This is a genomic window from Micropepsis pineolensis (genome assembly GCF_055392125.1).
Genome location: NZ_AP042408.1, coordinates 1,475,196 through 1,495,033, shown reverse-complemented (window position 1 = coordinate 1,495,033; position 19,838 = coordinate 1,475,196). Strand labels below are relative to the sequence as shown.

At 59.7% G+C, this 19,838-nt stretch carries 17 protein-coding genes; 5 read left to right on the top strand and 12 right to left on the bottom strand.

Annotation, left to right across the window (positions count from 1 at the left end; genetic code table 11):
- Positions 1 to 165: 165 nt before the first annotated feature.
- The 6 genes from rodA to ACZ5RI_RS06685 form a co-directional block, all read right to left on the bottom strand.
- Positions 166 to 1,320 carry a rod shape-determining protein RodA gene (gene rodA, locus ACZ5RI_RS06710; protein WP_464515337.1) on the bottom strand — a complete coding sequence of 385 codons (1,155 nt, stop codon included), beginning with the start codon at positions 1,318 to 1,320 and terminating at the stop codon, positions 166 to 168.
- Positions 1,317 to 3,329 carry a penicillin-binding protein 2 gene (gene mrdA, locus ACZ5RI_RS06705; RefSeq protein ID WP_464515336.1) on the bottom strand — a complete coding sequence of 671 codons (2,013 nt, stop codon included), beginning with the start codon at positions 3,327 to 3,329 and terminating at the stop codon, positions 1,317 to 1,319. Before mrdA ends, rodA begins: the two co-directional genes overlap by 4 nt.
- Positions 3,329 to 3,880: a rod shape-determining protein MreD gene (locus ACZ5RI_RS06700; RefSeq protein WP_464515335.1), complete on the bottom strand. Its 552-nt coding sequence runs from the start codon at positions 3,878 to 3,880 to the stop codon at positions 3,329 to 3,331. The genes mrdA and ACZ5RI_RS06700 overlap by 1 nt, the downstream gene beginning before the upstream one ends.
- On the bottom strand, positions 3,852 to 5,030 hold the full coding sequence (mreC, locus tag ACZ5RI_RS06695; RefSeq protein WP_464515334.1) for a rod shape-determining protein MreC: 1,179 nt from the start codon (positions 5,028 to 5,030) through the stop codon (positions 3,852 to 3,854). Before mreC ends, ACZ5RI_RS06700 begins: the two co-directional genes overlap by 29 nt.
- A gap of 199 nt (positions 5,031 to 5,229) precedes the next feature.
- Positions 5,230 to 6,270 carry a rod shape-determining protein gene (locus tag ACZ5RI_RS06690; RefSeq protein WP_464515333.1) on the bottom strand — a complete coding sequence of 347 codons (1,041 nt, stop codon included), beginning with the start codon at positions 6,268 to 6,270 and terminating at the stop codon, positions 5,230 to 5,232.
- Positions 6,271 to 6,357: 87 nt separating this feature from the next.
- Positions 6,358 to 7,920, bottom strand: a complete 1,563-nt coding sequence (locus ACZ5RI_RS06685; RefSeq protein WP_464515332.1) for a 2-isopropylmalate synthase — start codon at positions 7,918 to 7,920, stop codon at positions 6,358 to 6,360.
- A 178-nt stretch (positions 7,921 to 8,098) separates the two neighbouring features.
- Here ACZ5RI_RS06685 and ACZ5RI_RS06680 point away from each other — a divergent pair, with 178 nt between their 5' ends.
- From ACZ5RI_RS06680 to ACZ5RI_RS06670, 3 genes are all read left to right on the top strand, one after another.
- Positions 8,099 to 8,359 carry a hypothetical protein gene (locus tag ACZ5RI_RS06680; protein WP_464515331.1) on the top strand — a complete coding sequence of 87 codons (261 nt, stop codon included), beginning with the start codon at positions 8,099 to 8,101 and terminating at the stop codon, positions 8,357 to 8,359.
- Positions 8,360 to 8,492: 133 nt separating this feature from the next.
- Entirely contained in the window at positions 8,493 to 10,211 is a 1,719-nt protein-coding gene (locus tag ACZ5RI_RS06675) for an ABC transporter permease (protein WP_464515330.1), read from the top strand.
- Positions 10,212 to 10,221: 10 nt separating this feature from the next.
- Positions 10,222 to 11,517 (top strand): ABC transporter ATP-binding protein, encoded by a 1,296-nt coding sequence (locus ACZ5RI_RS06670; protein ID WP_464515329.1) that lies wholly within the window; start codon positions 10,222 to 10,224, stop codon positions 11,515 to 11,517.
- Positions 11,518 to 11,581: 64 nt separating this feature from the next.
- On the opposite strand, the gene ACZ5RI_RS06665 is transcribed toward ACZ5RI_RS06670, so the two are convergent.
- From ACZ5RI_RS06665 to hflK, 4 genes are read right to left on the bottom strand one after another with little or no spacing between them, the layout of a single operon-like run.
- Positions 11,582 to 12,916, bottom strand: a complete 1,335-nt coding sequence (locus ACZ5RI_RS06665; RefSeq protein WP_464515328.1) for a M20/M25/M40 family metallo-hydrolase — start codon at positions 12,914 to 12,916, stop codon at positions 11,582 to 11,584.
- 26 nt (positions 12,917 to 12,942) lie between these two features.
- Positions 12,943 to 14,559, bottom strand: a complete 1,617-nt coding sequence (locus ACZ5RI_RS06660; protein ID WP_464515327.1) for an ArnT family glycosyltransferase — start codon at positions 14,557 to 14,559, stop codon at positions 12,943 to 12,945.
- A 34-nt stretch (positions 14,560 to 14,593) separates the two neighbouring features.
- Positions 14,594 to 15,484, bottom strand: coding sequence for a protease modulator HflC (hflC, locus tag ACZ5RI_RS06655; protein ID WP_464515326.1), 891 nt, complete (start codon positions 15,482 to 15,484; stop codon positions 14,594 to 14,596).
- On the bottom strand, positions 15,481 to 16,692 hold the full coding sequence (gene hflK / locus ACZ5RI_RS06650; protein WP_464515325.1) for an FtsH protease activity modulator HflK: 1,212 nt from the start codon (positions 16,690 to 16,692) through the stop codon (positions 15,481 to 15,483). Before hflK ends, hflC begins: the two co-directional genes overlap by 4 nt.
- Positions 16,693 to 16,849: 157 nt before the next feature.
- Between hflK and ACZ5RI_RS06645 the strand changes: the two genes are divergently transcribed.
- Together ACZ5RI_RS06645 and ACZ5RI_RS06640 are read left to right on the top strand one after the other, a co-directional pair.
- The gene (locus ACZ5RI_RS06645; protein ID WP_464515324.1) at positions 16,850 to 17,914 is read left to right on the top strand and encodes an Mrp/NBP35 family ATP-binding protein; all 1,065 of its coding nucleotides are present in this window, start codon (positions 16,850 to 16,852) and stop codon (positions 17,912 to 17,914) included.
- Between the two features lie 255 nt (positions 17,915 to 18,169).
- Positions 18,170 to 18,799 carry a putative 2OG-Fe(II) oxygenase gene (locus ACZ5RI_RS06640; RefSeq protein ID WP_464515323.1) on the top strand — a complete coding sequence of 210 codons (630 nt, stop codon included), beginning with the start codon at positions 18,170 to 18,172 and terminating at the stop codon, positions 18,797 to 18,799.
- Between the two features lie 52 nt (positions 18,800 to 18,851).
- Here the strand turns inward: ACZ5RI_RS06640 and ACZ5RI_RS06635 are convergent, their stop codons facing one another.
- Both ACZ5RI_RS06635 and ACZ5RI_RS06630 read right to left on the bottom strand, forming a co-directional pair.
- Positions 18,852 to 19,433 (bottom strand): tetratricopeptide repeat protein, encoded by a 582-nt coding sequence (locus ACZ5RI_RS06635; protein WP_464515322.1) that lies wholly within the window; start codon positions 19,431 to 19,433, stop codon positions 18,852 to 18,854.
- A complete protein-coding gene (locus ACZ5RI_RS06630; RefSeq protein ID WP_464515321.1) occupies positions 19,430 to 19,834 on the bottom strand; it encodes a cytochrome c-type biogenesis protein in 405 nt (134 codons plus the stop codon). Before ACZ5RI_RS06630 ends, ACZ5RI_RS06635 begins: the two co-directional genes overlap by 4 nt.
- Positions 19,835 to 19,838 lie beyond the last annotated feature (4 nt).

Genomic DNA, 19,838 nt, shown 5'->3' with positions numbered 1-19,838 from the left:
GAAGAATACAGACGAAAAAGGCCGCATACCCTGCGGCCTTTTTTATTGGGTGTTCCAGTGGCGACACGTCTACTACCCCGCACTTCACGGGTTAAGACTAAGTAAATGATCCGAGGGATCATTTACTGCCAAAAGTGACTTGCGACAGGATGCGGCAGCGACGGCTTAAACCAACCCGGCGTTATGGCGCGGGATGTCGATCTGATGGTGGACATGCACGCTCATCAGCAAGCCGAAGCCGAACATCACCGAGATCAGCGCCGTACCGCCATAGGAAATCAGCGGCATCGGAATGCCCACCACCGGGATCAGGCCCATCACCATGGCGGCATTGATCATGATGTAGAAGAAGAAGTTCAGCGTGATGCCCATGGCCAGCAGCCGGGCAAACTGGCTGCGCGCGCTCATAGCGATCTGCACGCCATAGCCGATCACCACCGCAAACAGCAGGAACAACGCCATGCAGCCGACGAAACCGAATTCCTCGGCATAGTTGGTGAAGACAAAGTCGGTCTGCTTTTCGGGCAGGAAGTTGAGACGGCTTTGTGTGCCTTGCAGAAAGCCCTTGCCCACCGCACCGCCGGAACCGATGGCGATCTTAGCCTGTGTGATGTTCCAGCCCGCCCCCAGTGCATCGGATTCTGGGTCGAGGAAGGTCATCACCCGGGCCTTCTGATAATCATGCAGCACAAACTGCCACGCCACCGGAATGGAGGCCCCAATCGCCGAGAATGTCGGCGTGATCCACCACCAAGACAGCCCGGCCAGAAACAGCAGCGAAAAACCATCGGCGAGCAGGATCATTGTGGTGCCAAGGTTTGGCTGCATCACCACTAGCACGGCGGGCGCGCCAATCATCAGCACCGGGACAATCAGCTTGCCGGGCTTGGAAACATCTTCGACATTGAGCCCGTGCAGATAGCGCGACAACGCCAGCACCAGCGAAATCTTCATGAATTCGGATGGCTGCAACACGATGGGCCCAAGTTGCAGCCAGCGCTGCGCCCCCAACCCTTCATGGCCGACCAGATCCACCGCCACCAGCAACAGCATCGACACGCCATAAGCCGGATAGGCCAGATTCATCCAGACCCGGATGTCGGTCACCGCCACAATCACCATCAGCACAAAGCCGAAAATGAAATGCAAAATCTGGGAACTGGCCCACGGCGTGATCGAACCACCCGCCACCGAATAGAGCATAGCGATGCCAATACCGGTGATGGTCATAATCAGGAGCATGAAGCCCCAGTTAATTTCGAACAGCTTGTCGCGTGCTGACAGCGTGCGGCGTGCGGCGGCATAGGGGCGCGCAATCATGTCGGGTTCCCCTCGGTTTCATCCGGTGTATCGCTGCCCGCATCCTGACCGGCGGCACCATCGGCACTGCCGTCTGTCGCGGCTGCGGGCGCAGGCGCATTGGGATCGACGGGTTGGCCGGTGCGCTGACGCTCATACGGATCAGCTGCCGCGGCCGCCCCCGGATAGGCGGTGCGATAGCGCAACGGATCGCGCTTTTGCGCGAACAGCATGATGTCGCGCGCCATCTGAACCTGCGGATGCGAAGGTAGCGCACCATGCTCGATAAACACCACGCAGGCATAGCGCGGCTGGGTTGAGGGGGCGAAAGCGAAGAACCAGGCATGATCGCGCAAATTCCACGGCAGGGAATCATTGTGGCGCACGCCGGACAGCCGTTCTTCCTTGGAAATGCGGCGCACCTGTGCGGTGCCGGTTTTACCCGACATTTCAAAGCCGGGCTGCATAATGCGCCAGCCAAAGGCACTGCCGCCCGCCTCATTGGTCACCGCGAACAAACCATCGCGCACCACGGCAAACGCTTCCGGCGAGAAGGGCAGCGGCGGCGCCTCGGGCCGGGGCTGCCACTGACCGCCAACCACGCGGGCGATACGGGGGCTGACCGCCTTGCCCGACGCAAGGCGCGCCGCCAGGGTGCACAGCTGTAACGGCGTCGCCAGCACATAGCCCTGACCAATACCGTTGACCAGTGTTTCACCCTGCTGCCAGGGAATACCAAAGCGCTGGCGTTTCCATTCCCGACTGGGAATGAAGCCCGACTGCTCGCCGGGCAGATCAATACCGGTTTCCGCGCCGAAGCCCATTTTGCGGGCGGCATCCATGACCTTGTCGACGCCAAGGCGGCGGGCCAGTTCATAGAAAAAGATATCGCAGGAAACCTGCAGGCCTTTGCGCAGATCAACCTCGCCATGGCCATGCTTGTCGTAACAATGGAATTCGTGATTACCCAGCGTCATCACGCCGGTGCAGTTCACTTTAAGATCGGCCAGACCATTGTCATAGGCCGCCAGCGCCACCGCCGGTTTGAAGGTCGATCCCGGCGGATAGGAACCGCTCATCACCTTGTTGATCAGGGGACGATGGTCATTGGTGATCAGTGCCCGCCACTGCTCGGCGGTAATGCCGACATTGAACAGATTAGGGTCGTATCCCGGCGACGAACACAGCGCCAGCACATCGCCGGTGGCAATATCCATCACCACACAGGCGGCAGATTCATCGCCCAGACGCTGTTCGGCATAATGCTGCAATTCGCGGTCGATGGTAAGATAGACATCCTTACCCGGCACGCCTTCGCTATAGCTCAGTTCACGGATGATGCGGCCATAGGCGTTGACCTCGACCCGGCTTGCCCCGGCGGTACCGCGCATCATGGTATCGAACTGCCGCTCGATGCCGCGCTTGCCGACGCGGTAGCCCGGCAGATCAAGCAGCGGATCATCGTCTTTCTTTTTCTCGTCCGGGCCCACGGCGCCGACATAGCCCAGCACATGGCTCAGCTCGCTGCCAAACGGATAGGACCGGGTTTCACCGACATCGGGCTGCACGCCGGGCAGATAGGGCAGATGCTGATTGATGCGGGCGAATTCTTCCCAGCTTAAGTTTTCGGCCACCGGCACCGGGGCAAATCGGCGGTTGACCGAAATATCGTGCAACGCCTTTTCACGCTGATGCGGATTAAGCTCGATCACCTTGGAAATGGCATCAACCGCAACTTCGACACCGCCGGTGGCCTGCTCGGCCACGATGGTGACGCGGTAGTTGCGCCGGTTATCAGCCAGAGGCACGCCAAAACGATCCAGTATCCGGCCCCGCGGTGGCGGGATCAGGCGCAGGTTGACCCGGTTATCCTCGGCCGCGGTCATATACTGATCACCGTTCAGGATCTGCAGCTGATAGAGCCGCCCGGCCAGCACGATAAAAACCGTCCCCACCGTACCGCAGGTGATGATGTTGCGCCGGGTAAAACTGGCGTAACGGCTTTTATCCTTGAGATCGAACAGCGCCATCAGACCTCGCTCCGCAACGGGCCGATCAGACGGCGATGGATAAAACCAAGCAGCATCGCCACCGGCACATAGAACACCACCGTCACCGCAAACTGAATGACGAAGGCTTGTAACGGCAGCAGTTTCCAGTAATAGACCGCAAAGGTGATATAGGCCGTCAACGTCGCCAACAGCGCGGCCGTGGCAAAGCCCAGAATGGCCCCGCTGCCCGACAGACCGGCATAGGTTTCACGCTGACGATCAATCAACACATAGGTCACGACGAAAGCCAGCGACCACATGCCCGGCGGGCCACCCGAAAACAGATCCTGCAGCACGCCAACCACCAGCACCCAAGCTGGCGGCACCAGATCGGGCCGCACCAGACACCAGAAATACAGCGGCATCAGCGCAAACATCGGCGGCGGCATCCACCCGCCAATGAAGGTGATCGGAATATTGGCCACCACCGCGCCCAGAATCGCCAGCAGTACCGGAATCGCGGGGGGAATATATTTGGCGCTCATCGCCCGCAGCCCCGCATCATTCGGTGTCGCCAGCGTCGGCGGCATTGGGTGCCGTTTTGGCGGGAACTTTGGGGGTAACTTTCACGGCGGCGGGCTTGGATACCACCGGCTTTGCCCCAGCGGTGGCCCCGACAGTGGGCGTCACCGCATTGGGCTTGCCACCAACCAGCGGCATCCTGACAGCGTTGTTGGCAGCGTTGTTGGCAGCGCTGCCTGCCGGTGCCGTGACCGCCTGGGCAGGCTTGAGCGGATTGCCGGGTAGCGGCGCACCACCGGTTTGCATCCCCTGCGGGGTGGCATAGCTGACCGGCGGTGGAGGTGGGGCCGGCGGCAATCCCGCCGCGGTCACCGGCAGATCGCCAGCCGTCGGCACATGGGGCTGTTCCATTGGCTGCTTGTAGTCGAGAATCTGCACGTCAGTTGCGGTCGACTGATCGGCGAACAACGCCACGCGGAAATCATGGCCATAAGCCACGATGACACCAATCGGCAGCCCGGCGGGCAGAATATCACCATCGCCCGAGCTGATGACCTGTGCCCCGGCCGTAATATCAACGCCATGCGACAACACTTCGATCGCAGGCATACGCGAATTATTGCCCGCCATGATCGCCTGGGCATTGCCCGGCACAATCGTCACCGGAATACGGCTGTTCAGATCGGTCAGCGGGATAACCCACGCCGTGCGCTCGCCGGTCAGAAAAATGCGCCCGACCATGCCGCGATCATCGACCACCGCTTGCCCCGGCTTGACGCCCGCGCTTTTACCGGCATCCAGGATCATCGTTTGCACGAAAGGATGATTGGAGCGACCAATCACCCGCGCCACTTCGCTCGACAGTGCCGGATCATGCACAGCATGGAGCAGAAGCTGATAGCGCTTGACCCGGTCGGCCAGCACCACGGCACTGTTGTGCCATTTCATCAGCCGGGCGTTTTCTTCTTTGAGCCGGATATTATCGGAATAGATGGTGAAGATGCTGCCCACGGAACCGAGCCAGCGATTGAGCCCGTCCATCTCGGCCGACGTCACCTTGAGGATCGGGGCAGCCCAATCAGAGACTTCGGCCCGGGCGCGATCAAACAGCGAGGATTGCGCCTTGCCAATCAGAATCAGCGCCACGGCCAGCACAACCACGATGATAAGCGGCAGATGCGCCAGACCGCGCGCCCTACCGGAACCAGGCCGTGTCAATCTCCACGATCCCTTGGCCATCGCTATCTCGTCCGCGTCCGCACGTTACGTTACCTCGAAACCATCACGGCCGCGGCCGCGAGGCTGGCGGCCGCAATGCCGATAAGGTAAGGGCCAGACAGGGCGCCCTGTCCGGCCGCAGACCCATTACGTCGATCACCCGGAAACGTAACCGGGTGTATCCACCGCGAAAACGACCTTAGAAAGCGGTCGACAGCACGTGGCGCATACTACGCGGGTTTTCCAGAACTCGTCCGGTCCCCAGCGCCACGCAGGACAGCGGATCGTCAGCAATCGAAACCGGCAGACCGGTCTCTTCCCGCAACACCTGATCCAGGTTGGCCAGCAGCGAACCGCCACCGGTCAGCACAATGCCCTTGTCGACGATATCGGCGGCCAGTTCCGGCGGCGTTGCTTCCAGAGCCACCTTCACCGCCTCGATGATGGCGCCGACCGGTTCGGCCAACGCCTCGGCAATATGCCGCTGGGTGATGGTGATTTCCTTGGGCACGCCATTCAAAAGGTCACGCCCTTTGATTTCCAGCGTGGTGCCGTTGCCGTCTTCCGGCGGCGCGGCCGAGCCGATTTCCTTTTTGATGCGTTCCGAGCTGGCTTCGCCGATCAGTAAATTCTGATGACGACGGATATAGGCGATGATCGCCTCGTCCATCTTGTCGCCACCCACACGCACCGAACGCGAATAGACAATGCCACCGAGCGAAAGCACCGCCACCTCGGTGGTGCCACCACCGATATCAACCACCATCGAGCCGGTCGGTTCGGAAACCGGCAGACCGGCACCGATGGCTGCGGCCATTGGTTCCTCGATCAGGAAGACGCGCCGCGCACCTGCCGACAACGCCGATTCCTGAATCGCACGCCGTTCGACAGCCGTCGACCCCGACGGTACGCAGACGATGATCATCGGATTGGCAAAGGAGCGGCGGTTATGCACCTTGCGGATGAAATGTTTGATCATTTCCTCCGCCACCTCGAAATCGGCGATGACGCCATCGCGCATCGGGCGAATCGCATCGATGTTGCCAGGGGTACGCCCCAACATCATTTTAGCGTCGTTACCGACGGCACGAACCTGTTTTTTACCCCCGCGATTGATCGTGGCGACGACCGAGGGTTCATTGAGAACGATACCGCGCCCCCGGACGTAAACCAGAGTGTTCGCTGTGCCTAGGTCGATTGCCATATCGCTCGACAGCGCGCCGAGAAGACTGCCGAACATGCTTAACCTGCCATTCCTTTCCTACCTCTACCCTCAATGTCTGAGGGGGCAGCGAGCGACCATTTGGCCACCGCCAGCCCCAATGCATTACTGCGCAACATTCAGAGCTTCGGGCTCCTGCTTTGTACGTTTGAACAAAAGTTTGTTGAGTGCATTAACATAAGCATAGGCTGCTGCAACCAGCGTATCGGTATCGGCCCCTTTGCCCACGACCGTACGACCATCCTCTTCCAGCTTCACCGCCACCTCTGCCTGGGCATCCGTTCCCTCGGTCACCGCGGAAACGTCGAACAGTGTCAATTTCGCCGGATGCGGATACAACTCGCGGATCGCGTTGAAAATCGCATCGACCGGTCCATTGCCCAGGGTTTGTCCGTGCCGTTCAGCACCAGCAACCGTCAGCGTCAGATCGGCCGACGCCTGAATACCGGTCCCTGCCACCACACGCAAGGCAGTCACAGCGATTTCCCCGGCCGGACGGGCGATTCCATCATCAACCAGAGCGACAATGTCGTCATCAAAAACGGTTTTCTTGCGGTCAGCCAAGGCTTTGAAACGCTTGAAAACCTCGTCCAGCGCAGCATCAGGCAGGGTGTAGCCCAGCGATTCCAGCTTGTTGCGGAAAGCATGGCGCCCCGACAGCTTGCCCAACACCAGCGAGGTTTCCTTCACCCCGACATCCTCGGGACGCATGATCTCGTAGGTTTCAACATTCTTCAGCATGCCGTCCTGATGGATACCGGACTCATGGCTGAAGGCGTTCTTGCCGACGATAGCCTTGTTATACTGCACCGGGAACGAGGTGACGTTTGAGACCAGCTTCGAGGCGCGCGACAACAGCGCGGTATCGATGCCCGTGGTGAACGGCAGGCGGTCTTTACGCACCCGCATCGCCATCACCACCTCTTCCAGGGCGGCATTACCCGCCCGTTCGCCAATACCGTTAACGGTACATTCGATCTGACGGGCCCCGGCCAGCACGCCCGACAGCGAATTGGCCACCGCCATGCCCAGATCGTTATGGCAATGGGTCGCGATAAACGCCTGGTCAATATTGGGCACGCGGTTCATCAGCATCTGGATGAGCTCGAAGAATTCCTGCGGCGTGGCATAACCGACGGTGTCGGGAATATTGATCGTGGTCGCGCCGGAGCGAATCGCCAGCTCGACACAGCGGCAGAGGAAATCATGCTCGGTGCGGGTGGCGTCTTCGGCGCTCCACTGCACATCCTCGACCAGTGTGCGGGCGCGGGAAACCGAGGCACCAACGGCATCAAGCACAGCATTTTCGCCCATATTCAGCTTGTGCTTCATATGGACCGGGCTGGTGGAAATGAAGGTGTGAATGCGCGGACGATGGGCGTGCTTCACGGCCTCGCCGGCGCGATCAATGTCCTTGAAACCGGCGCGCGCCAGCCCGCAGACCGAAGCCCGCTTAACCCGACGGGCAATCTCGGACACCGCCTCGAAGTCACCGACCGAGGCAATGGGGAAACCCGCTTCAATGATATCGACACCCATGGCATCGAGAAATTCAGCAACCTCGATCTTCTGATCAAAGGTCATCGCTGCGCCGGGGGACTGTTCGCCATCCCTTAAGGTGGTATCGAAAATCCGAACGCGCTGTTTGTCTTCTGTGTTCACACTCATGGCACACTTCCTTCCGTTCGCCGCGAAATATCGGCTCTTGCAGGTCTCCTTTTTATTTATCCCCCTAAACACCCGGTGCCGGATCGATCCGGCACCCGCCGATGCCTAGGGGCTGGTAAGCAGGAGAAGTGCCGCAAGCGGCAAACCGAGGGAAGAACGGAGCAACACAACCGCAACCATGGCGTTACCGGCAGCCGCGCTGCCCGCTTTGCCTGTATGGATTGCGCCTGTCTTCATTGCCGGATCGCCGTTCCGTCCGCCGGTGGTAAAAATTAAAACCGAAACGATTTGCCCTCAGGTGTGTCAGGTTCAAGCGCCCAACACCCTCGCCGGGGAGTTTTACGCTGGAATGGGCAAGCCACGCAAGCATGCTGTCACACCACCCCGGTCAAAAAAAAGGCGTTTTTTTGAGGTCTTCGACCATCTGACAATTGTTTAACGCAAACAGTGCGTGACCGTCATGGAATTGCGCTTTATCCACAACGCGGGCCGTGGTCTTGTACCAACGGGTGAGCGCAATTTTCACGTGCACGCATTAAATCCCACGTTTTAAGTACCGGAGACATCAGGCGATGAAGATTCTGCCGCCCATCTCGGTCGAAACCAGACGGCTGGTGCCCAGCCCCTGGGACCTTCTGGCCGCCGCGCTGGTTTTTGGCGCCATCATTCTGATCTCCAACGCCAGTCATGACATGATCCAGCCTCTGGCGGGCTTGAATCAGCACCCAATCCGCCTTTCGCCCTGGGCGCTGCCCGGTTACGCCCTGCGCACCGCCTTACGCATGCTGGCGGCCATGGGCTGCTCGCTGATCTTTACCTTCACCTATGCCACCTGGGCGGCCAAATCAGGCCGCGCCGGCACCTTACTGGTCCCCATTCTGGACATTTTGCAGTCGGTACCGATTCTGGGCTTTATTTCGGTGACAGTGATTTTTTTCCTATCTCTAGCACCGGGCAAGGTTCTGGGCGCGGAATTTGCCGCCATCTTCGCCATATTCACCAGCCAGGCCTGGAACATGGCCTTCAGCTTCTATCAATCGCTGCGCACCGTCCCCAGCGAGCTTGAAGAAGCCGGCAAGATGTTCGGCCTGTCAGCCTGGACCCGGTTCTGGCGCATTGAAGCCCCCTACGCCATGCCTGCGCTGGTGTGGAACATGATGATGTCGATGTCGGGCGGCTGGTTTTTCGTCGTCGCGGCCGAGGCGATCAGTGTCGGCCATACCGAGATTGCACTGCCCGGCATCGGCTCCTATATCGCGGCGGCGATTGCCGCCCGCAATCTGACCGCCATCGGCTGGGCCATACTGGCCATGCTGGTGGTGATCGTGATTTTTGACCAGCTGTTGTTCCGCCCGCTGGTGGTGTGGTCTGACCGGTTCCGTATCGACGCCGAACCGGGGGACGAGGCAGCAGAATCCTGGGCCCTGCGCATGTATCGCCGCGCCCGTCTATTTGAAGCCGTTGGCACCCCCTTTACCCGTATGATGCGCTGGAGCTATCGCCTGCCCGCCCCCAAAGGGGCCTTCAAGGCAGAGGGGTTGCCGACCCGGGTTACGGATTGGGTATGGTACGTCATTATGGCAGCACTGGCGGTGCTGGCCTTGTGGCGCATCGGACATTTTCTGGCCAGCACCATCGGCTGGCACGATGTGCTCGACACCTTCTTGCGCGGCATTGCCACCATGGCCCGCGTGGTACTGCTCATCGGGGTTGCCAGCCTGATCTGGACCCCGATCGGTATCTATGTCGGGCTGCGGCCGCAGCTGACCCGCGTTATCCAACCGGTGGCGCAGTTCCTAGCTGCCTTTCCGGCCAATATCGTGTTTCCGCTGGCGGTTTGGGGCATTGTCTACTGGAACCTTAATACCGACATCTGGCTGTCGCCGCTGATGGTGCTGGGCACCCAGTGGTACATTCTGTTCAATGTCATCGCCGGGGCTTCGGCCCTGCCGCGCGACTTACGCGATGCCTCGACCAACATGCAGCTCAAGGGCTGGTTATGGTGGCGCTCGGTCGGATTACCCGCCGTATTCCCCTATTACGTCACCGGGGCGATCACGGCGTCGGGCGGCTCGTGGAATGCTGCCATTGTGGCCGAGGTGGCCAGCTGGGGCGGTAAGAACCTGCATGCCTATGGCCTGGGGGCCTATATCGCCGACGCGACCACAGCCGGCGATTTCCACCGCATTGTGCTGGGTATCATCATGATGGGCGGCTTTGTGGTGGTCGCGAATAAACTTTTCTGGCGGCCACTTTACTGGTACGCCGAACGCAAATATCGACTGACGTGAGGACGCACATATGGCCGAAACCACCCTGCTCCAAGTCGAAAATGTCCGCCGTTCGTTTCCCCGCACCAGCGGCGACGAACTGCTGGTACTGGATGGCGTCAACCTCACCTTGCGCGAAGGCGAGATTGTCGGGCTGCTCGGCCGCTCAGGCTCGGGCAAGTCGACACTGCTCCGGCTGATTTCCGGTCTGGCCAATCCGCAAGGCGGCACGCTGAGCTATCTTGGCAAGCCGATTGACGGCCCGGCCAAAGGCATTGCCATGGTATTCCAGAGCTTTGCGCTGTTTCCATGGCTGACCGTGCTGGAGAATGTGCAGCTTGGTCTGGAAGCGCAGGGTGTTGAGCCCAAGGAATCCCGTTCACGTGCCATTGCCGCCATCGATCTGATCGGTCTGGACGGTTACGAAAACGCCTTTCCGCGCGAGCTGTCCGGTGGCATGCGCCAGCGCGTCGGCTTTGCCCGTGCGCTGGTGGTCAACCCCAACATTCTGATGATGGACGAGCCGTTCTCGGCGCTGGACGTGCTGACAGCGGAAAACCTGCGTACCGATTTTCTTGAGCTGTGGAGCGAGAAGAAGCTGCCAATCAAGGGCGTGCTGCTGGTCACCCACAATATCGAAGAAGCGGTGCAGATGTGCGACCGTGTGCTGATTTTCTCGACCAATCCGGGGCGCATCATCACCGAGATTAAGATCGATCTGCCACGCCCGCGCGAGCGCACCGACCCGGCGTTTGAGGATTTCGTTGACCGCATTTATGTCGAGATGACTGCGCGACGGATTGAACGACTGGCACGGGCCGAGCGGACCGCTGGCACCATCGGCACGCTTCTGACCCATGTTTCCTCGAGCGTGATTTCCGGCCTGATCGAAGCGTTGGCCGCCGCCCCCTATAACGGGCGGGCCGACTTGCCCGACATCGCATCTGACCTGCAATTCGAAGCCGATGAATTGTTCCCGGTGGCCGAGGCGTTGCAAATTTTACGTCTGGGCGATCTGGGTAACGGCGATCTGACACTGACGCCGGTGGGCAAGCGCTTTGCCGAATCCGACACCAATGACCGCAAGGCGATCTTCTATCGCGCGCTGATGGGCTATGTGCCGCTGGCAGCCCACATCCGCCGCGTGCTGGATGAACGCACCGGGCATACCGCACCACGCCGCCGCTTCATCGAGGAACTGGAAGATTTCATGACGGAGGACCGGGCAGAAGAAACCCTGCATGCCGTCATCAGCTGGTCGCGTTTCGCCGAACTGTTTTCTTATGACAAGGAAAGTGAAACCTTCAGTCTGGAAAACCCAAGCTGATCGATAAAGCACAAAAAAAGACCGGCGGATATCGCCGGTCTTTTCGTCTGCGCAGGCGCGCGGATTATGGCTTTGCCCGCAGATCCACATCACTGTCGGCGATAAGATAACAGAGCACTGCCCAGGCGGCGACATTCTGCTTCATCTGTTCGCGGTCAATAATCGCCGGGGTGTCATCCGCCGTATGGTGATAATCAAAATAGCGGCTGGCATCCTGGGCAAAGGCAAACACCGGCCCCCCCGCACCTGCCAGCCCTTCGACATCTTCGCCGGCATTGGTGGCCGGATCACGCCCAACAATGATATGCAGCGGCGATAGCAGCGCCTGTACATCCTGCAAGGCAGACTGACCTGATGCCCCCGCAGGCAGCCGCAGCTTGACGATACGATCCGCACCGACATCGCTTTCGCTGGCGACGATGATTTTATCAAGCTCGGCTTTATGGGCCGCCAGATAGGCCTCAGACGCGCCGCCGGTCTCCTCCGAACCCCACAGCACCACGCGGATGGTGCGCCGGGGATGTTTCGGTAAGGACGCCACCATTTTTGCCGCAGCGACCGTAATGGCTACACCGGCACCGTCATCAATGGCACCCAACCCCGGGTCCCAGCTGTCGATATGCCCGCCAATTACCACAACCTCGTCAGGCTTATCGCGGCCCTTGATGTCGCCGGAGATGTTCCAGGCCATGGTGTCGGGTTGTTCCGCAGACTGCATATTGAGCTTCAGCCGCACCGGACCACGTTTGGCCAGATAGGCCAACAGATCGGCATCGGGCACACCCAAGGCCGCAGCCGGAATCTTCAAACCATCCTGATAGGATGAAACGCCGGTGTGCGGAGCACGCCCGGCCCCCGTAGACACCGAACGAATGAGATAGGCCACCGCCCCATGGCGGGCGGCTTCGGATGCGGCATAGCGAATAGCCACGCCCGAGCCATAGCCCGCACCATCTTCCGTCCGTGTCATTGGCTGATTGATGACAACGATCTTGCCAGCAAAGGCATTCGGCGCAGCCTTTTGCAGCACCGATAAACTGTCAAGCACCACGACATCGGCTTCAATCCCGCCCGCAGGTGTCGGCACAGAATGACCTAAGCCGACCATCGCCAGTTTAAGCGGATAAGGCGCTACCAACTCGGCACTTTCCGCCCCACGCGCCCAGGACGGTTTGGCAAATGCTTCGGCATGGACATTGGTGAAACCCAGTGCCTTCAGTTTGGCAATAGCCCAGTCCCGCGCACGAGCGGCCGCCGGGCTACCTGCCGGGCGCGGCCCAACCTCGTAACTCAAAGATTGCACCACGTCCCAGGCGGTGCCATCTGCCAGCGACTGATCGCGTAAATGCGCGGCGGTTGCCGCATCCCCCGCCCAAACCGGAACAGATACGCATGCCACCAGGCATGCCGCGTAAAAAGCACGCATCACATACTACCCCCATGATGAGATGATTGGTTCGTCGCCAGATCAGAACGACGGCGATAAACCTCGACCGAATGGAATTGCTGCCACAGAACATAGTCCTGACTCAGCATACGGACGAATGCCTCCCGTTCGGCCCCGCGCATATAAAACGGCACCGGATTTTTCTTTTCTGTTACGATATAACGCGGCTGCAGGGCGAGCAGACGAGCAAACTCGTCAGCCGAAATATACCCCGCATGAGCCAGAGGCCCCGCCACCGCAGTGCGCGTGATGTTGCTGGGGTGCACCGCCAGCGGTGATGGCGGTACATCCGCCAGATAAAAATAGACCAGATTGTCATCCACTGCCCAAACACGGTCACCGATTTTTCGGTCGGCGGCAATGGCTGTAGCCGCCGCGCGCGCACCATAGCGGGCCACCATCTGATGGGGGGTGAATATGGCTATTGCCGCACCGGGAAGCGCGAACCCGACCGCCAGAACCACGGCCAGAATGGTGATCAGCACCTTGGGGCTGCGCCAGCCGGTAAAGGATGGTGTCTGTAAAACCGTAGCCAGTGCTGGCGTACCAAAAGGCAGCAGCAACAAAAAATAATGGGCAAAAAACTCACCCGCACCAACGGCGGAATAAAACGTCGCCAGAAAGATCAGGCCGATCATCGCCAGATCGCGACAGGCATAGCCCAGCGAACCATCTGCAGACGTATCATCACACTCAGCGGAAAAAGGTGCCCGTATAAAGCCACACAGTTTACCCCAGCCCGGCCCGCGCAGCAGCAGCACCATGCCCCACAGACTCAGCACCAGATAAATGCCAAATGCCCCCGGCGACGTAAACGTCCCCGCCGAAATCCGTGTCAGGAATTCGATCAGATTGTCGACCAGGCTATGCTGGTTTTCGGCATAGGATAACGGCACCTTGACCGCCGCCAGCCATAACAGATCACCTTGACCATGGGCTCGGTAAAGCCAGATCAATCCCACCAGCGGCAGCGCGAAGCCCACCACAAAAGCCAACACCCCAAAACGCTGCAAGCGCAGACGCGGGCATAGCGCACCCAGGGCATAAAGCCCCGCCATCGCCAGCCCCGGCAACATCAGGTTGGTGCGGAACAACACTGCCGCCATGGCGCACAGCCCGGCGGCAAAGGCTGCTGCAAGATTTTTTCCACACGCCAGCATCAGCCGTAATGCGATAAGCAACAACGCAATGGCCGGTAATTCGGTCGAGGCATAAAGACCAAAACTGTTCGACATTGCCGCCACCAGCGCCAGCACCGCCAGCCCCGAGGGTGTTACCGCAGCAAACCGCCGGGCCAGTGCAAAACCCAGAACACCGATGCCAAAAACACAGAACGCCCCGAACAGCCGTACCACCAACAGACTTTGGCCGAACAGCGCCATCACCCCGGCCAGGGTAAAAAACATCCCCGGCGGCTTATTATCAAACAGATAGACATAAGGCAGATGGCCGCGCAGTACATCCTGCGCCATCAGGATAAAAGTGCTTTCATCCCAGCTGACGATTTCACGCGGTAACCCGCCAATACGCGTGATAAGCGCCAGCGCCGCCAGACCGACACCCCACCATAACAGACGGTCACGGATGATACGCATACACTGATCCGCCTTTCACAACATATCGGGAGTTTTATTTATGCCGTCCGCTGCCGCTGGCCGCACCAGGGCCTTCGCCGAAATATTTCAGGAAGTCACTTTTGGGTGAAAGCACCACGGTGGTGTTATCGCCCGACAGCGCATCCTGATACGCGCGCATGGCACGATAAAAGGCGAAGAATTTGGGGTCCTGACCATAAGCCTCGCCCAGAACCCGCGTTTTTTCGGCATCGCCCTGACCATGCAGAATGGCGCCTTCGCGGGTGGCTTCGGCTTTGATCACCGTCACTTCGCGTTCAGCCCGCGCCCGCACACGCTGTGCGGTTTCATCGCCTTCAGCGCGGAACTCGTTCGCCTCGCGCTGGCGCTCCTTGCGCATGCGGTCGTAAATGGCATGGCTGTTTTCCGGCGGCAGATCGGCGCGCCGGATGCGCACATCGACGACTTTGATACCGTAATCCTTGACATCCTGATTCATGTTATCGCGGATCTGATGCATCAGCCCGGCCCGCTCGCCCGACAGCATGGCGGCGAAATTCCGCGCGCCAAGGGCGCGACGGATATTGGATGACAGCACCGGGGTCAGCCGGGTTTCAGCGGTATCCTGATTGACCAGCGTCTGATAGAATAACAGCGGATCGACAATGCGCCAGCGGGCAAACGCATCGACCAGAATGCGCTTTTTATCCTGCGCAATGATCTCCTCGCTTTTGGCATCCAGATTGAGCAACCGCCGTTCAAAGAAATAGACGTTCTGATAGGGCAGTTTGAAATGCAGCCCCGGATCGGACACGATCCATTGCGGCGCACCGAACTGCACGATCAGTGCCTGCTGGGTCTGCGTCACGATAAAGACGCAGGAGAACAGCAGCCCCAGACACAGTAACAAGCCGACCGAAAAGGCGGCGGCAAGATGACGGCTCATTGTGCCCCTCCCGCTTCGGTGTTTTTCACCGTGCTGGTCTGCCCAGAGGGCGCCCCCGCAGCCGCAGAACCCTGACGCGGCAGCGACTTAGACAAAGGCGGCAGCTGGAAATAGGGCACGACGCCCTTGGCGGCATCGTCGACGATCACCTTGTTCATCGGAGCGAGCACCTGGCTCATGGTTTCATAATACATACGCCGCTTGGTGACGTCCGGCGCTTTTTTGTATTCGTGCAGGATCAACAGGAACCGCTGCGCCTCGCCAGAGGCTTCGGCGATTGAGCGGGAGCGATACGCTTCGGCATCCTGCACGATCTGGGCGGCTTCACCACGGGCCTGCGGAATGATGGTGTTAGCGTAAGCTTCGGCTTCGTTACGCTTGCGATCCTGATCGGCCAGCGCTTTTTGCACGTCGAGATAGGCTTCGCGCACATCCATCGGCGGATCGGCCTTCTGCATCTTCACATCGGTGACGATGATGCCTGCGTTATAGGCATCCAGCGTCTTCTGCATCAGATTGCGGACTTTCACCTGAATCTGCTCGCGGTCCGAGGTCATGATCAGGTCCATATGCTCCTGCCCGACCACTTCGCGCATGGCACTTTCGGCCACCGCCTTGACGGTGTCATCGCCCTTGCCGATATTGAGATCGACGTTGAACAGAAACGCGTTGGCGTCCTTGATCTGCCAGAAAACCGTGAAATTGATATCGACGATATTTTCATCGCCGGTCAGCATGAGGCTTTCGTCGGGTACATCCTCGGTCTGCGGACCGTTGGCGCTGTCGTTGGAAACAACCTTATAGCCGATATTGATTTGCTGCTGACGCGTCACTTCCGGGGTATAGGCGGTCTCGATCGGCCAGGGCAGATGGTAATTCACCCCCGCACCAGTGTGGCCAATGAATTTGCCAAAACGTAAGACCACGCCCTGCTCATACGGACTGACGATATAGAATCCGCTGAGCAGCCACAGCACCACCACCGCCAGACCGGCCACGGTCCAGCCGCGCGGCCCCATACCCCCTTCGGGCAAAAAATGGACAAACTTCTTCTTCAGCCGGGCCAACAGCTCATCCAGGTCGCTGGGGCGCATGTCGCCACCCGGCGGTTCAGATCCCCAGGGGCCACGGGACTTCCCGCGGGAACGGGAGGACTGCCGCCCCTCATCCGGGCCATCGCCGGTTTCGTTCTGCTCGTTCCAAGGCATATCGAAATTCTTGTTTTCCGCGTCTGTACCGTTATATGAGGTTCTCGCGGTAAAGTGCAATCGGGCAACGCTTCAGAACCGATACCGCCCGGTTGTGCGCCGATAAAGCAACACGGTGACGCCAGCCTTTGCTCCGGCGCGCCCAGGCAGGATTTCGATGGCTGAACTTACCCCCGACAGCATTATGGCCGCGCTTCGCGGCGTTGTAGATTCCGAAACGGGTCGCGATGTCGTGACTGCGGGCATGATCCGTGGACTTTCGATACAATCCGGCCATGTCCGCTTTGCCGTCGAAGTATCCGCCGCCCGCGGCCCCAAGGCAGAACCCTTGCGTGCAGCCGCCGAAGCGGCGGTACGCGGTCTTGCCGGGGTCGAGCGGGTAACGGCAGTGCTGACCGCCCATAGCGAGACAGACGTACCAAAATCACCCCATGCCGAACGTGAGCGCCGCAAAACAACCCCCACACCGGTCGAAGGGGTAAAAGCCGTCATCGCGGTGGCCAGTGGCAAGGGCGGCGTAGGCAAATCAACCGTTGCGGCCAATCTGGCTCTGGCACTGGCAGCCTCAGGGCTGAAAGTCGGCCTGCTGGATGCCGATATTTATGGCCCCAGCGTGCCGAAAATCCTTGGCATCACCCACGGACCGGAAGAATCTGACGGCAAATTGCTGCCAATTGAGAAATTTGGCCTGAAGACCATGTCGATCGGCTATATGATCGAGGACGATCAGGCAATGATCTGGCGTGGACCGATGGTACAGACCGCCATCACCCAGATGGTCCGTCAGGCGGCCTGGGCACCGCTGGATGTGCTGGTCATCGACCTGCCGCCCGGCACCGGGGATGCCCAGCTTGCCATTGTGCAAACAATTGCACTGACCGGTGCGGTGATTGTGTCCACCCCGCAGGATCTGGCACTGATTGATGCCCGTCGAGCTGTGGCGATGTTCCACACCACGAACACCAAAGTTCTGGGTCTGATCGAGAATATGAGCGGCTTTGCCTGCCCGCATTGCGGCCAGGTTACGCCGATCTTTGGTCAGGGCGGTGCCGAAGCCTCGGCCAAACAAAATGGTATCGACTTTTTGGGCGCGGTGCCGTTAACCCTTCAGCTTCGCGAAACCTCGGATCAGGGCACACCATTGGTGGCCACCCAGCCCGACTGTGCCGAAGCCAAGGCATTCCTGGCCATCGCCGCGCTGGTGGCGGCCAAAATCGCTTAAAAGTTATGGTCTGGCCCCCAGTCAGAACATAACACCGCACCGACGTGCTTTTTTCGTGTCTTTCCGATACGGCGCAGTATAAATTTCGCCCGTGAGGCAAAACCGTAATCTCATTGGAAGACGTTTTGCTCTATAGTACCCGGTACGGCTTAAGGCCCCATGGCATTCCCATGACCGCCCCATGGCCATTACGTGCCGATTTTCCGTCAGGCCAACCACTTTAGGGCCAGTACAGCAGGGAATTTTCGTTTCGTCATGGTTGCTTCTAAACCGCAATTTCGCAGCATGTTCGCCACGCCGGTGTGCGTGCACTATCACCCCGTGGCACAAGAGGCCAACGCGGAGCTGCGGCCATTGATTCTGGCGCAAGCGGAAAACAGCAGCCAAACCGGGCCCGGCGCAGGGTGGCATTCAGCAGCTGGCTTTGAAAGCTGGAGTGGCGTACAGGGCCAGACCTTGTTCCGTATGCTGCGCGATCTGGCCGACAGCATGACCGCCGCCCGTAGCGGTGGGCGTGTTACGCTCGACTGGCGCATCAGCGCCAGCGCCGCCATCCGCGAAAAAGGTGACTTTCTCGATCCGGCAGCCCATTCCGGCGCTTTCTGGTCGGGAATTTATTATGTCGACGATGGCTATCACAAAACCGACGACGAAACCCTGGGCGGCGAATACGAGCTGGTTGATCCGCGTGACGTCGGCCCGGCAATGACCGCACCGCAATATGGTTATCGTCTGCCCGGCACCTTGATGGCGGGTTTACGCGAAACCATCCGCCCACAGACCGGCATGATTATCCTGCATCCATCCTGGCTAGCCTGTGGCGAACGCCGTTTCGACGGCGAAAGCAAACGCATGGTCGTCGAATTTGACATGATGCTGCCCTGACCCGCAGCACTCGCCCCGGGGGGCAGCCACGACCATTTCAGACTGCATTCAACTAATGTTGTGATGTGCGCGGCAGTTTCTCGCGCAACAGCTTCATCCAGGGCGCATCTGGCGGGCTGTCCTTTGCCAGATCACGCCACACCGCCATGGCCGCCTGCGGCTGACCATGCTGCATCAGCGCCAGACCACCGAAAAAACGGGCCCGCGGCTCACGCGGATTGCGCCGCAGGGCATCAGCAAAAGCCTCGCCCGCCGGACCCGTCACAGTACCGTCATGCTGCATGACGATGGCCTCGCCCACACGGGCATACAGACTGGCCTGCCAGGCCTCGGATCCGACCCCCGCCTCAGCCGCCGCCACCAAGGCCCGGCGATAGGCATCCTCAGCCCCGACCATATCACCATCCGCCATGGCGGCATCTCCGGTCTGTTCGGCAAAGGACGGATCATGCCAACGCGCCTCGTAGGGTGCGCCCCGGATGCCCGGCGCACCGATGGCAAAATACAGCGCCCCGGCACCACCCAACAGCATCGCGGCGATGACATAGGCCGCGCGATCCTTATTGCGCCACAGCGGCAACAGCAGCCACAAACACAGCGCCAGCGCCAGAACGGGCAGAACGATCCAGATCATGCGGCCCTCTTACGGAAAAAATCACAGAGCAACCAACCACCACCGCCGAGCAGCAATAGCGGCGCAAACCATAAAAATAACGTCTGCGGACTAAACGGCGGGCGCATTAACACGCCATCACCATAACGGGCAGCAAGCTCGCCGGTAATGGTGTCAGCACTTTTACCCGCCGCCACCTCGCTGCGCACCAGTCGGCGCATATCCGCAGCTAAGGGCGCATCACTGTCAGCCACCGACTGGCTCTGACACACCATACAGCGTAGATCGCGCATAATCGCCACGGCACGGGCTTCTTCGGCAGCATTGGGCAAAGAGACATCCGCCGCCATGTCCGGCGCCGCCCAGGCGGCACCGGACACCAGCAACAGGCAAAACCATAATACCATTTTTTGGGGGGCCATTCGC

Excerpts from the sequence above, each read along its gene's own strand:
- hflC (WP_464515326.1), bottom strand. The coding sequence starts at position 15,484 with ATGAGCCGTCATCTTGCCGCCGCCTTTTCGGTCGGCTTGTTACTGTGT.
- ACZ5RI_RS06690 (WP_464515333.1), bottom strand. The coding sequence starts at position 6,270 with ATGTTCGGCAGTCTTCTCGGCGCGCTGTCGAGCGATATGGCAATCGAC.
- ACZ5RI_RS06670 (WP_464515329.1), top strand. The coding sequence starts at position 10,222 with ATGGCCGAAACCACCCTGCTCCAAGTCGAAAATGTCCGCCGTTCGTTT.
- ACZ5RI_RS06675 (WP_464515330.1), top strand. The coding sequence starts at position 8,493 with ATGAAGATTCTGCCGCCCATCTCGGTCGAAACCAGACGGCTGGTGCCC.
- mrdA (WP_464515336.1), bottom strand. The coding sequence starts at position 3,329 with ATGGCGCTGTTCGATCTCAAGGATAAAAGCCGTTACGCCAGTTTTACC.
- ACZ5RI_RS06630 (WP_464515321.1), bottom strand. The coding sequence starts at position 19,834 with ATGGCCCCCCAAAAAATGGTATTATGGTTTTGCCTGTTGCTGGTGTCC.
- rodA (WP_464515337.1), bottom strand. The coding sequence starts at position 1,320 with ATGATTGCGCGCCCCTATGCCGCCGCACGCCGCACGCTGTCAGCACGC.
- ACZ5RI_RS06700 (WP_464515335.1), bottom strand. The coding sequence starts at position 3,880 with ATGCCGCCGACGCTGGCGACACCGAATGATGCGGGGCTGCGGGCGATG.
- ACZ5RI_RS06635 (WP_464515322.1), bottom strand. The coding sequence starts at position 19,433 with ATGATCTGGATCGTTCTGCCCGTTCTGGCGCTGGCGCTGTGTTTGTGG.
- ACZ5RI_RS06685 (WP_464515332.1), bottom strand. The coding sequence starts at position 7,920 with ATGAGTGTGAACACAGAAGACAAACAGCGCGTTCGGATTTTCGATACC.
- ACZ5RI_RS06660 (WP_464515327.1), bottom strand. The coding sequence starts at position 14,559 with ATGCGTATCATCCGTGACCGTCTGTTATGGTGGGGTGTCGGTCTGGCG.
- ACZ5RI_RS06680 (WP_464515331.1), top strand. The coding sequence starts at position 8,099 with ATGGCGTTACCGGCAGCCGCGCTGCCCGCTTTGCCTGTATGGATTGCG.
- ACZ5RI_RS06640 (WP_464515323.1), top strand. The coding sequence starts at position 18,170 with ATGGTTGCTTCTAAACCGCAATTTCGCAGCATGTTCGCCACGCCGGTG.
- hflK (WP_464515325.1), bottom strand. The coding sequence starts at position 16,692 with ATGCCTTGGAACGAGCAGAACGAAACCGGCGATGGCCCGGATGAGGGG.
- ACZ5RI_RS06645 (WP_464515324.1), top strand. The coding sequence starts at position 16,850 with ATGGCTGAACTTACCCCCGACAGCATTATGGCCGCGCTTCGCGGCGTT.